The sequence below is a fragment of the Flavobacterium sp. 28YEA47A genome, from assembly GCF_041262125.1.
GTDB lineage: Bacteria > Bacteroidota > Bacteroidia > Flavobacteriales > Flavobacteriaceae > Flavobacterium.
Window position 1 is genome coordinate 145,098 of record NZ_JBGCCI010000003.1, and the last position, 11,988, is coordinate 157,085.

Sequence of the window (11,988 nt, forward strand, 5' to 3'; positions counted from 1 at the left end):
AGGGTGTTAGAATGAAGCATTTACCACTTCTCTTTATTCTTCTTTTTTCTACGCTGTTATCCGCACAGCGTGACAAACCAGTGCCCGAAAAAATCGACAGTGTTGACTATTACATACAGCTGGCCAACTTCAACCTAAAGATCAATAATTATCAAAATGCATTAGAGAGTTCTCAAAACGCCATTGAAGTTTCGCAGAAAAAAGGAAACAAAGAACAGGAAGCCAATGCCTATACTTTTTTAGGAAGCATCTATTTCGAACTTAAGAAATATGACGATGCCATTGAAACCTACGTACGTAGCATTTCGTTATATAACGACCTTGAGCCTTCTACAGAACAAGCCTATTGCTATTACAATCTTGGGTTGTGTTATATGGAGAAAGGAAAATATGGCGTAGCAGAAATTTATTTTGACAAGGCCAATGCCATTTACGAAACCATCAATATTCCGGATGCAAAAGAGCTGCTCAATCTTCAAAAAGGAATTTTATACAAAGCTAAGGGCAAAACCCAACTGGCAGCGACTATCTTTAATTCGATTATTGCCAAACCTGACAACAACGACAGTTTTAAGACCAAAGCCGAAGCTTTATACCAGGTTGGCGCTATTGAGTTTGAAGCGGGCCGAAATAACCTCGCTTTAAATTACCTCAAACGGGCACTGGATTTAAATTCCAAAAGCGATAATTTCGAACAGAAATCAAAGATCCTGAAACTAATCAGTGAATCTTATGAAAAGATGATGGACATTGACAATTCGTTTATCTATCTAAAAAAACATTTGGCTCTGAAAGATTCCATTATACGTCTTAACAGCCAAAAAATTGGTGCCGAGGCTTTCGAAAAATTCAAAGAAAGCGAACAGATGAAAACCATCAAGCAAAAGGATAAGGAAAACAGGGAGCAGAAAAAGCTAATCAAAGTTTCCAAGCTGACCAGTGTACTGAGCATCGCTTTAATAACAATCCTTTCGCTTTTGAGCTTATCGCTATACAAAAACAATATTATCAGAAACAGGACAAACAAACAACTTCAGGAAAAAAACACAGAGCTTGAAATTGCTAAGGATAAGGCTGAAAAAGCATCACAGGCAAGAGCCGAATTTTTGTCTACAGTAAGCCATGAACTCCGAACTCCCTTAAACGCCATCAACGGAATCACGCATCTTCTGATTGAAGAAAACCCGAAAAAATCTCAAATTGATTACCTGAAATCACTCAAATTTTCAGGAAACTATCTGCTGACATTTATCAATGAAATCCTGGAAATCAACCGTATTGAATCCAATAATATTGAAATTGAAAATATCTGTTTCAACCTAAGACAGCTTTTGACTGACATCCAGAATTCATTAAAAGAAATAGCCAGTCAGAACAATATTGATTTTGGACTGGAAATAGACCCGGAAATCAGCACTACCTTTTCAGGCGACCCTACAAAACTTTCCCAGATTTTCATGAACCTCATCAACAACGCCTTGAAGTTCACCGAAAACGGAACTGTTATTGTACGCGCCAACCTTCTGGGAGAAACTGAAAACAAGCAAAATATTTATTTTGAAATTGTGGATACAGGCATTGGAATCCCTATAGAAAAACAAGAGGTTATTTTTGAAAGTTTTTCTCAGGGTTCCGTTGAAATCAACAGAAAATATGGCGGAACTGGTCTTGGACTTGCTATTGTAAAACGATTGGTTTCTCTGTTGGGTGGTACTATCAAATTAGAAAGTACCATTTCCAAAGGATCTAATTTTAATTTCAGTCTGGAACTGGAAAAAGGAATCGAAAACAATGAATCCGTAAAACTTTTCACAAACGATTCTGATTTTATCGATAAAAAAGTACTGCTGGTTGAGGACAACAAAATCAATCAAATGGTTACCCGAAAAATGCTTGAAAAGAAACAAATTCAATGCGAAATTGTCGATAACGGAGAAGATGCCATAGAAGCCGTCAGAAACAACAGATATGATCTTGTATTAATGGATGTGCATCTTCCCGGTATTAACGGAACTATTGCCACTCAAAGCATCCGGAAGTTTGATAAAAAGACACCAATCATAGCATTGACTGCTATTTCTCTAAATGAAAACAGAGAAATGTTACTTTCATTTGGTATGACTGATGTAATCACCAAACCTTTTAATCCGGAAGCGTTTTATAGGGTTATTGCGGAATCGATGAGCTAAAACTAATTTCTGGAAATCAATTCTCCGATAAGCTTTCTCACTTTTGGCTCTGCTTTTTTAGCTGCTTCAAGTACCTCACTATGAGAAACTGAATCTATATTGTGTTCATCGCCCATATCAGTAATTACAGAAACTCCAAAACATTCCATATCCATATGGCGGGCTACTATAACCTCAGGAACGGTTGACATTCCAACACAATCAGCTCCCAGAATTTTTACCATTCTATATTCTGAAAGTGTTTCAAAAGTTGGCCCTTGAAGTCCGTAATAAATTCCGTCTTTTACCTCAATATTCAGTTCAATGGCAATTGCTTTGGCTTTATTAATCAAATCTCTTGAATAAGGCTCGCTCATATTCACAAACCTTGGACCAAATCTTTCATCGTTATGACCTCTTAAAGGATGCTCTGGCATCATGTTGATATGGTCATAGATAACTACAATATCTCCAACTTTATAAAAAGGATTTACACCTCCCGAAGCATTAGAAACGACTAATCGCTGTACGCCCAGATATTTCATCACTCTCACAGGAAAAGTTACTTCTTTCATGTCGTAACCTTCATAAAAATGGAAACGTCCCTGCATGGCTACTACTTTCTTACCGCCAATAGTTCCAAAAACCAAGGCCCCTTTATGGCCCTGAACTGTTGAAACAGGGAAATTAGGAATTTCGTTGTACGGCAACGTAAACTCAATCTGGATATCATCTGTAAAACCTCCTAACCCTGACCCAAGGATTACTCCATATTCAGGTGAAAAATTGGTTTTTGATTTTATATAATTAACGGTTTCTTGAACTTTTTCCCACATAATTTAAAATTGTTTTATCAAAATCATCCCCGCCGGAGATAAAGCTACTTTTTATCGGAAGATAGAAAAGCTGGTTATCCGGGAGCTTGCCTTTTAATCGGACAAAATCCTTTTCCGTAGTGATGATTTTTCTGTCTTGTGCTTTATTTTTTATTTCTGCAATATCCTTTTCCGTAAAATGGTGATGATCCGGAAATGTCAGGATTGTATCATCTTTGCTTTGCAAATATGCGAAAAACGGTTCGGGTTTGGCTATTCCGGCCAAAAGTAATTTATCAACATCTCTTATTTCGGAAACAGAAAGCTGGCTCTCTTCCGAAAAAACAAATGTATCATATGTTATAGTCGTAAAACATAACTTTTGGTCTAAATCTATTTTCAATCTCCGCTGTATGTCATGTTGTTCTTTAGCCGAAAGATTGGGCGGACATTTTGTTACCACTATTATTCTGGCTCGTTCAGCACCATTCCTGCTTTCACGAAGGTTTCCCGCCGGTAATATCAAATCGTTTGCATATAAATCACCATAAGTAGTTAGCAGAATATAAAGCCCTGCTTTGACTTTTCGGTGTTGGTAGGCATCATCCAGCAAAATGATTTCCGGCTGTACAATTTCTAAAAGCTGCTCGATTCCGTTCTTTCTATTGGCATCAACGGCAACATTGATATTGGGGAATTTTTTATAAAATTGGAAAGGTTCGTCTCCTAAAATGGCCGCATCGGAATTTTCGTCAGCCAAAACAAATCCTTCCGATTTCCGCTTATAGCCTCTGCTCAAAGTTGCTATTTTATATTCTGGAGAAAGCAGCCTTATAAGATATTCAATCAAAGGTGTCTTGCCCGTTCCGCCAACACTTAAGTTCCCTACAGCTATCACGGGAAGGTCAAATGAATAGGATTTTAATATGCCTTTATCAAAAAGGAAATTCCTAATGCTTGTAATCAATCCGTATAAGACAGAAAAGGGGAAAAGTATTTTTCGTAGTAACATCATAGTACGAAAATATAATATTTTATCTTTGAAACATAAAGCAAATCCGAATTTAGGAGGCACTTAACAGTTAAACCGAAAAACAAATCGCCTCCCACTGATATAATTCTTGTTTAAAGTTATGAAAATAAAAGAAGTAATTTCCATCCTAGAAACTATGGCTCCGTTGGCCTATGCTGAAGATTTTGACAATGTTGGACTCCTTGTTGGAAATCCGGAAGACAAAATCACAGGAATACTGGTCTGCCACGATGCTTTGGAAAATGTAATTGATGAAGCCGTTTCAAAAAACTGCAATATGGTGGTATGCTTCCATCCTATTTTGTTTTCCGGACTAAAAAAGATTACAGGAAAAAATTATGTGGAACGTGCCGTAGTAAAAGCCATCAAAAACGACATTGCCATTTATGCCGTTCATACCGCTTTAGACAACCATCACAATGGCGTAAACAAGATTTTCTGTGATGCTTTGGGATTGCAAAACACAAAAATCCTGGTCCCGAAAGAAAATTTCATCCAAAAATTAATTACCTATACGATTCCTGAAAACCATCAGAAATTACGAAATGCCTTGTTTAATGCCGGAGCAGGAAACATTGGGAATTATGAAAACTGTAGTTTTAACTCACAGGGAATTGGAAGCTACCAAGGAAATGAAAATAGCAATCCTGAAATTGGCGAAAGAGGTGAATTTGTAGAAAATACCGAGATAAAAATAGAAGTCACTTTCGAAAAACACCTGCAAGGCAAAATTCTAAAGGCTTTATTTTCCAATCATGTGTATGAAGAAGTCGCCTATGAAATCTATGATTTGAAAAATAGCCATCAAAACATAGGTCTTGGAATGATTGGCGAACTGGAAACCGAAATGTCTGAAAAAGAGTTCTTGCTATTGGTAAAAAACAAAATGAAAGCTGACGGTATCCGCCATTCAGAATATTTAGGAAAGCCAATTAAAAAAGTAGCAGTACTTGGCGGTTCAGGAAGCTTTGCCATCAAAAAGGCCATACAAGCCGGAGCCGATGCTTTTTTAACCGCAGATTTGAAATACCATCAGTTCTATGAAGCTGAAAATCAATTGCTTTTAGCCGATATTGGGCATTATGAGAGTGAACGCTATACAAAAAACTATATAGTTGATTATCTTACGAAAAAAATTCTTAATTTTGCAATCATTTTATCAGAAGAAAATACAAATCCAGTTAAGTACTTATAAAATATGGCGACTATAAAAGAATTGAGTGTTGAAGACAAGTTAAGAGCGATTTATGACCTACAGTTAATCGACTCAAGAATTGACGAAATCAGAAATGTTAGAGGTGAATTGCCTTTAGAAGTAGAAGATTTAGAAGATGAAGTGGCTGGCTTGAGTACACGTCTTGACAAATTGAAAAATGACCTGGAAGTTATCGAAGAGCAGATAAAAGGAAAAAAGAATGCTATCGATGAGCACAAAGAAGCCATTAAAAAATACACAAAACAACAGGAAAGTGTACGTAATAACAGAGAATTCAACTCTTTAACTAAAGAAGTAGAATTCCAGGAGCTTGAAATTCAATTAGCTGAAAAGCAAATTAAAGAAATGAAAGCTTCTATTGAGCACAAAAAGCAAGTAATTGGTGATTCTAAAGAAAAATTAGAAGCAAAATCAGCTCACTTAAAGCACAAAAAATCAGAATTGGAAGCAATCATGTCTGAAACAGAGAAAGAAGAAATCTTCCTTACTGAAAAATCAGCAGAATATGAAGCTTTGATTGAAGTACGATTATTGCAGGCTTACAAGAGAATCAGAGGTAGTGTTCGTAACGGATTGGCAGTGGTTTCAATCGAAAGAGGTGCTTCTGCAGGTTCTTTCTTTACGATTCCACCACAAACACAAATGGAAATCGCTTCCCGTAAAAAAGTAATTACGGATGAGCATTCTGGAAGAATCTTGGTCGATGCAGCCTTAGCTGAGGAAGAAAAAGAAAAAATGGAGAATTTATTTTCACAATTCTAGATATATTTAGTCCCGATAAACATCGGGACTTTTTTTTATGAAAAAGATACGCAATTTCCTTCTCGCTAAATCCGTAGGATTGTATATCAATCTGCTGAGTTATGTATCGCCTAAAAAGGCGTCGCAACTTGCATATAAGTTTTTTAGCGAACCAAGAACCGGAAAACTTTTCTCTGATCAGATGCCTGATGTGCTGAAAAATGCCAAAACAGAAATCCTAAGCCTCCACGAACACCAATTCCCCGTTTACATCTGGGAAGGCAATGATACTTATGTATTGCTGGTACATGGTTGGGAAAGCAATGCTTCCCGCTGGGAAAATTTTCTTCCTTATTTAAAAGAAAGTGGCAGCACGATAATTGCCTTAGATGCTCCGGCTCACGGACTGTCATCGGGAAGAGAATTTAATGTTCCGAGGTATGCCGAGTTTGTAAACGTAGTCGTTGAAAAATACAGGCCACAGTTTTTAGTGGGACACTCTATGGGAGGTGCCACATCTTTATACTACCAACACCTCTACCAAAACAAGGCTATTGAGAAATTAGTGTTATTGGGCGCACCATCCGACCTACAGACTTTGGTCTTGAATTACGCCAAACTATTAAGTCTGAACCTAAAAGCCATTAATATGATCGAGAATCATTTTTTGGAGCATTTTAAAATCAGGCTTGAAGAATTTTCCGGAAAAATATTTGGCTCAAAAATTAAAATAAAAGGACTGATTGCACACGACATAGACGATGATGTAGTTTCATTTGAAGAGGCCAAAAAAATAGTAAGTTCCTGGAAAGAAGTCGTTTTTATAGAAACCAAAGGCTTAGGGCATAGCATGCATGACGACATACTATATCAAAAAATATGTTCTTTTTTATTTGAGAAGGACAATTATAGGGATAAAAAAAGAGCATCGTAACGATGCTCTTTTCTTTTATTTCTTGATTATTTTTTTAGTCTGTGTTTTATTTCCATCTGTGACTTTTACAAAATACAATCCCTGAGAAAAAGAACCCAGGTCAATTATATTTTCTTCAGCTATCGAGCCTTTATAAATAAACTGCCCTATAGAGTTGCTGATTTCAACTTTTGCCTCAGCAGATAAATTCTTGGTCTTGATAGTCAGTTTGTCCTGAGCCGGATTTGGATACGCTATAAACTCCAATCCGCTAACTTTTTCAACACTTAAAAATTCCTGCTGAATATGAAGAATTGCCGCCTGCATATCCGGGAACTGCCCAATATTTCCAGCAGCACCAGTTCCTTGAGGCAAACCGGTTTGTTTCAGAAGATTTCTCATCTGTACTGATGTCATATAGTTTCCGGTAAGGCTATGATAATAAGATTGTAGTACAATAGCACAAGAAGCCACAATTGGCGTTGCTGAGCTTGTTCCTGAAAAATTAGTGTAATATTGGTTAAAGTCACCTCCTATTTGCTGTGCATCTCCATAACCCGTGGCAAAAACGCCCGTTCCCCATCCCTGAACATCTACCCTATCTCCAAAAGTACTAAAACCGAGCCTGTTATGGTTTACAGAAGTATCTCCGGCTCCAACGATAATAGCTCCGCTATTGCCTCTATTTCTATAACTTTGATAAGGCGCTGAATCCAAATCTTCTGCACCATTGCCAGCCGCCGCCACGATTACCATTCCCGCATCTGTGGCTGCCTTGGTTAAATCCCAAATTGCACCTGAATATTCTGCCGGTCCATATTCTCCTTGCGCGCCCGTTGTCTGCATTTCATAAATTATAACATCTCCGGCTGCTGAATTGGCTATGGCTTGCGTGACCGCATTAACACGATTGTATCCGGACACTTGCCATTCCGGAGCCAGCATTATTTCTGACGCGCCATATGCCATCCCTGAAATACCATAAGCACCTTTGTCGGCATATACTATTCCAAAAACTGCTGTACCGTGTTCTGTATAACTTGTACTGGCACTAGCAGAAATTGTCATTCCCGGTGCTATCAAAACATTTCTTTCGTTTAAATCTTCATGTTCGGCATTAAAGCCATATTCAACATCACGTACACGTATTCCGGCTCCTGTAAGATTCAATCCCCAGGCATAAGTCATATTCACACCCGGATTTGGCAATATATAAGTTTGGTTTACTTCAAAATTTGGCGTTGTTGGAGGAATATCAAAAGGCGGCTGTATAGGCTCTAAAGAACTGAATGAACAATATTCCACTTCCTGAAATCCTTCCAGTTTTTTTGCCAGTTCCCATAGCCTTTCATTAGTAGGATTGTCGATTTTTACTTTCAGTATATTGCGCAATTTTGCAACAGAATTTCCCTTTCCTGTAAGTTCAATAGCTTTTTGCTCCATTTCCTGAAGTTTTTGATCTGAAATGGATATTCCTTTTTCCAAGGTAATATTGTATTCTGCCTGAAGTGCTTTAAAGTCTGGAATCCTTTGAAGAACTGCTGCCTCATAAGGCTCTCCTTCAAAATGCAACGACGGTTCAAACGAAACATATAGCTCATGTGCAGTACTGCCTTTTTCCAAAACAAAACCGCCTTTCCTATCTTGTGCAAAGGAAGCTGATAGCGAAAACAAGGCAAAACTTATAATAAGAGTAATTTTTTTCAAAATATATGGGCTTTAGTTATACTTGAAATATGGTGCAAGATAGTTATTTTTCATATATCGTTATTGCAACATTCAGCTGTTTCCAAGTGACTTATATAAATATTCCCGATGTTTTCCTAAAAAGCAAATTAACCCTACCTTTGCATTATGGAAGAAAGTATCAAGCGACTCAATAAATTTATCGGTGAAACCGGCTATTGTTCCCGTCGTGAAGCTGATAAGCTTATCGAAGAAGGACGTGTTACCATTAATGGTTCTGTAGCCGAAATGGGAACAAAAGTTTCTGCAAATGATGAAATACGCATTGACGGCAGGTTGATTGTCGAAAAACGAGAGAAGCCAATTTATCTTGCTTTCAATAAGCCCGTAGGTATTGAATGTACTACCAATCAGGAAGTCAGAAATAATATAGTCGACTATATCAATTATCCTACCCGTATTTTTCCTATCGGGCGTCTGGACAAAGCCAGCGAAGGCTTGATCTTTATGACAAATGATGGCGATATCGTCAATAAAATCTTAAGGGCACGCAACAATCACGAAAAGGAATATATTGTAACGGTCAACAGGCCTATCACAGACCGATTCATTGAACGAATGGCTAATGGCGTACCTATTTTAGATACCGTAACCCGAAAATGTAAGGTAGAACAGGTCAGTAAATATATCTTCAAGATTATCTTAACTCAGGGACTAAACCGCCAGATTCGTAGAATGTGCGAATATTTAGGTTATGAAGTTACTGCCTTGAAGCGTATCCGTATTATCAATATTTCACTGGACATTCCGGTTGGCCGATACAGAGATCTGACAGACCAGGAAATAAAAGACATGAATCAGCTGATTGAGCCTTCGAGCAAAACAGAAGAAGCAAGTCTTCCAAAACCAGAGCCGAGACAGCCGCAACAACAAAGAGTTATCCGAAAAATTCCGCCAAGAAATAAGGACAACAGAAATTTCAGAAAAGACAGATAAAATAAAACCCAAGGCTTTCGTCTTGGGTTTGTTCTTTTTATTTAGTCCTTTAAAAGTTTCTGCTCTCTTGCTAAAAGCGTGTTTTTAAGCAGCATGGCAATAGTCATTGGACCAACGCCACCGGGAACCGGAGTAATAAAGGATGCTTTTTTGCTTACAAATTCAAAATCAACATCACCTGTAATTCTGTATCCTTTTTCGCTATCATCATTAACACGGGTAATTCCAACGTCAATCACAACAGCATCATCCTTAACCATTTCAGCCTTTAGGTAATTTGGAACTCCTAAAGCCGTAATGATAATATCGGCCTGAGTAGTGATTTGGGCAATATTTTTTGTGTAACTATGGGTTAATGTAACCGTAGAGTTTCCGGGAAAACCTTTACGCCCCATCAAGATACTCATCGGTCTACCTACAATGTGACTTCTTCCAATAACTACAGTATGTTTTCCCTTGGTTTCAACACCATATCTTTCCAACAGTTCTAAAATTCCGAATGGAGTAGCCGGAATAAAAGTACTCATATCCAAAGCCATTTTTCCGAAGTTTTCAGGATGGAATCCGTCAACATCTTTTTTAGGGTCAATTGCCATCAATACTTTTTGAGTGTCAATTTGGTCAGGCAAAGGCAGCTGAACGATGAATCCGTCAATAGTGTCGTCTTCATTCAATTGCTGGATTTTTTTTAGCAGTTCTGTTTCAGAAGTAGTGCTTGGCATTTTAATCAAAGTCGATTCAAAGCCAACTCTTTCACAGGCTTTTACTTTACTTCCCACATAAGTAAGGCTGGCACCATCATTACCTACAATTACAGCAGCAAGATGGGGCACTTTTTCGCCCTTTTCTTTCATTTTCTGTACTTCGGCAGTAATCTCATTTTTGATGTCATCCGAAACTTTTTTTCCGTCTAGTAGTTGCATTCTTTTTGTAGTTAGTTGTTGTTTATAAAAATTTTTAGGGCTTAAAATTTCAGCCCGAAACTTTAAGCCCTAAGGTATATTTAGTTATCTCATTCCTTTCATTCCCCCCATCATTCTCATGAGGTTTTTTCCGCCGCCACCTTGCATCATTTTCATCATTTTGCTCATCTGGTCAAACTGTTTCATCAGCTGGTTGACTTGCTGTATGTCTGTTCCTGATCCTTTGGCAATACGGTTTTTTCTTTTCAGGTCGATAATTGCCGGCTTAGTTCTTTCAGCCGGAGTCATAGAATGGATGATGGCTTCGATATGTTTGAAGGCATCGTCTTCAATTTCTACATCTTTTAATGCTTTTCCTGCACCCGGAATCATCCCGACAAGATCTTTCATATTACCCATTTTTTTCACCTGTTGGATTTGGGTTAAGAAATCGTCAAAACCGAATTCGTTTTTAGCAATTTTCTTTTGTAATTTTCTTGCTTCTTCTTCATCAAATTGCTCCTGAGCTCTTTCTACCAAAGACACAACGTCTCCCATACCCAGGATTCTCTCAGCCATACGGTTTGGATAGAAAACATCAATTGCATCCATCTTTTCGCCCGTACCAATAAACTTGATTGGTTTGTTGACTACAGATTTGATAGAAATTGCAGCTCCACCGCGTGTATCACCATCAAGCTTCGTCAGGATAACTCCGTCAAAGTTCAATCTGTCGTTAAAGGCTTTTGCTGTATTAACCGCATCCTGTCCTGTCATCGAATCCACAACAAACAAAGTTTCCTGCGGTTGGATTGCCTTATGAACATTTGCAATCTCAGTCATCATTTCTTCATCAACCGCCAAACGACCCGCCGTATCGACAATAACTACATTAAAGCCATTTGATTTGGCATGTTTGATAGCATTTTGTGCAATTTCAACAGGATTTTTATTTTCCGGCTCAGAATATACTTCCACACCAATCTGGTCACCTACTACGTGTAACTGATTGATAGCCGCCGGACGGTAAATATCGCAGGCAACCAATAAAGGTTTTTTATTTTTCTTTGTCTTAAGATAATTGGCTAATTTCCCGGAGAAAGTCGTTTTTCCGGAACCTTGAAGTCCTGACATTAAAATCACAGTTGGATTCCCTGAAAGATTAACTCCCGCGGCATCACCTCCCATTAACTCGGTCAATTCATCCTTAACCAGTTTTACCAAAAGCTGTCCTGGTTGTAATGTCGTCAAAACGTCCTGCCCGATTGCCTTTTCTTTTACTTTAGTCGTAAATTCTTTGGCAATCTTAAAGTTGACATCGGCATCAAGCAAAGCACGGCGCACCTCTTTAAGAGTGTCTGCCACGTTAACTTCCGTGATTTTTCCGTGTCCTTTTAGTATATGGAACGCTTTGTCTAACTTATCGCTTAAATTATCAAACATAATGATTTTCTTTATTGAAGCTGCAAAGATAAGAGAAAGACGGTAAGTATCAAAGAGACAGTGAAGCAATACTAA

10 protein-coding genes are annotated in these 11,988 nt (G+C 38.0%); 5 read left to right on the forward strand and 5 right to left on the reverse strand.

All coding sequences use genetic code 11. The annotated features are described in order from the left end of the window. The first annotated feature begins 11 nt into the window (after nt 1-11). Nucleotides 12-2,189: an ATP-binding protein gene (locus ABH942_RS05135; RefSeq protein ID WP_370029908.1), complete on the forward strand. Its 2,178-nt coding sequence runs from the start codon at nt 12-14 to the stop codon at nt 2,187-2,189. Nucleotides 2,190-2,191: 2 nt separating this feature from the next. Here ABH942_RS05135 and ABH942_RS05140 read toward each other — a convergent pair whose 3' ends face one another. Both ABH942_RS05140 and lpxK read right to left on the reverse strand, forming a co-directional pair. Then, nucleotides 2,192-3,004 (reverse strand): purine-nucleoside phosphorylase, encoded by an 813-nt coding sequence (locus tag ABH942_RS05140; RefSeq protein WP_370029909.1) that lies wholly within the window; start codon nt 3,002-3,004, stop codon nt 2,192-2,194. After that, nucleotides 2,976-3,998 (reverse strand): tetraacyldisaccharide 4'-kinase, encoded by a 1,023-nt coding sequence (lpxK, locus tag ABH942_RS05145; RefSeq protein ID WP_370029910.1) that lies wholly within the window; start codon nt 3,996-3,998, stop codon nt 2,976-2,978. Before lpxK ends, ABH942_RS05140 begins: the two co-directional genes overlap by 29 nt. Before the next feature lie 118 nt (nt 3,999-4,116). Between lpxK and ABH942_RS05150 the strand changes: the two genes are divergently transcribed. Genes ABH942_RS05150 through ABH942_RS05160 form a run of 3 tightly spaced genes read left to right on the forward strand, consistent with a single transcriptional unit; the run spans nt 4,117 to nt 6,907 of the window. Next, the gene (locus ABH942_RS05150) at nt 4,117-5,211 is read left to right on the forward strand and encodes a Nif3-like dinuclear metal center hexameric protein (RefSeq protein WP_370029911.1); all 1,095 of its coding nucleotides are present in this window, start codon (nt 4,117-4,119) and stop codon (nt 5,209-5,211) included. A 3-nt stretch (nt 5,212-5,214) separates the two neighbouring features. Further along, nucleotides 5,215-5,994 carry a zinc ribbon domain-containing protein gene (locus tag ABH942_RS05155; RefSeq protein ID WP_370029912.1) on the forward strand — a complete coding sequence of 260 codons (780 nt, stop codon included), beginning with the start codon at nt 5,215-5,217 and terminating at the stop codon, nt 5,992-5,994. A gap of 37 nt (nt 5,995-6,031) precedes the next feature. After that, a complete protein-coding gene (locus ABH942_RS05160) occupies nt 6,032-6,907 on the forward strand; it encodes an alpha/beta hydrolase (RefSeq protein WP_370029913.1) in 876 nt (291 codons plus the stop codon). 15 nt (nt 6,908-6,922) lie between these two features. Here ABH942_RS05160 and ABH942_RS05165 read toward each other — a convergent pair whose 3' ends face one another. Further along, complete coding sequence (locus ABH942_RS05165) at nt 6,923-8,593, reverse strand: S8/S53 family peptidase (RefSeq protein WP_370029914.1); 1,671 nt, start codon at nt 8,591-8,593, stop codon at nt 6,923-6,925. A 147-nt stretch (nt 8,594-8,740) separates the two neighbouring features. On the opposite strand from ABH942_RS05165, the gene rluF reads away from it, so the two are divergent. After that, on the forward strand, nt 8,741-9,568 hold the full coding sequence (gene rluF / locus ABH942_RS05170) for a 23S rRNA pseudouridine(2604) synthase RluF (protein WP_370029915.1): 828 nt from the start codon (nt 8,741-8,743) through the stop codon (nt 9,566-9,568). A gap of 41 nt (nt 9,569-9,609) precedes the next feature. Here the strand turns inward: rluF and ABH942_RS05175 are convergent, their stop codons facing one another. Together ABH942_RS05175 and ffh are read right to left on the reverse strand one after the other, a co-directional pair. Continuing rightward, nucleotides 9,610-10,491, reverse strand: coding sequence for a bifunctional 5,10-methylenetetrahydrofolate dehydrogenase/5,10-methenyltetrahydrofolate cyclohydrolase (locus tag ABH942_RS05175; RefSeq protein WP_370029916.1), 882 nt, complete (start codon nt 10,489-10,491; stop codon nt 9,610-9,612). A gap of 84 nt (nt 10,492-10,575) precedes the next feature. Then, nucleotides 10,576-11,913, reverse strand: coding sequence for a signal recognition particle protein (gene ffh / locus ABH942_RS05180; RefSeq protein WP_370029917.1), 1,338 nt, complete (start codon nt 11,911-11,913; stop codon nt 10,576-10,578). Between the last annotated feature and the right edge of the window lie 75 nt (nt 11,914-11,988).

Bases quoted from the DNA above. Each gene is read 5' to 3' on its own strand.
- ABH942_RS05155 (WP_370029912.1), top strand. From the start codon at position 5,215: ATGGCGACTATAAAAGAATTGAGTGTTGAAGACAAGTTAAGAGCGATT.
- ABH942_RS05140 (WP_370029909.1), bottom strand. From the start codon at position 3,004: ATGTGGGAAAAAGTTCAAGAAACCGTTAATTATATAAAATCAAAAACC.
- ffh (WP_370029917.1), bottom strand. From the start codon at position 11,913: ATGTTTGATAATTTAAGCGATAAGTTAGACAAAGCGTTCCATATACTA.
- ABH942_RS05175 (WP_370029916.1), bottom strand. From the start codon at position 10,491: ATGCAACTACTAGACGGAAAAAAAGTTTCGGATGACATCAAAAATGAG.
- ABH942_RS05160 (WP_370029913.1), top strand. From the start codon at position 6,032: ATGAAAAAGATACGCAATTTCCTTCTCGCTAAATCCGTAGGATTGTAT.
- ABH942_RS05135 (WP_370029908.1), top strand. From the start codon at position 12: ATGAAGCATTTACCACTTCTCTTTATTCTTCTTTTTTCTACGCTGTTA.
- lpxK (WP_370029910.1), bottom strand. From the start codon at position 3,998: ATGATGTTACTACGAAAAATACTTTTCCCCTTTTCTGTCTTATACGGA.
- ABH942_RS05150 (WP_370029911.1), top strand. From the start codon at position 4,117: ATGAAAATAAAAGAAGTAATTTCCATCCTAGAAACTATGGCTCCGTTG.
- rluF (WP_370029915.1), top strand. From the start codon at position 8,741: ATGGAAGAAAGTATCAAGCGACTCAATAAATTTATCGGTGAAACCGGC.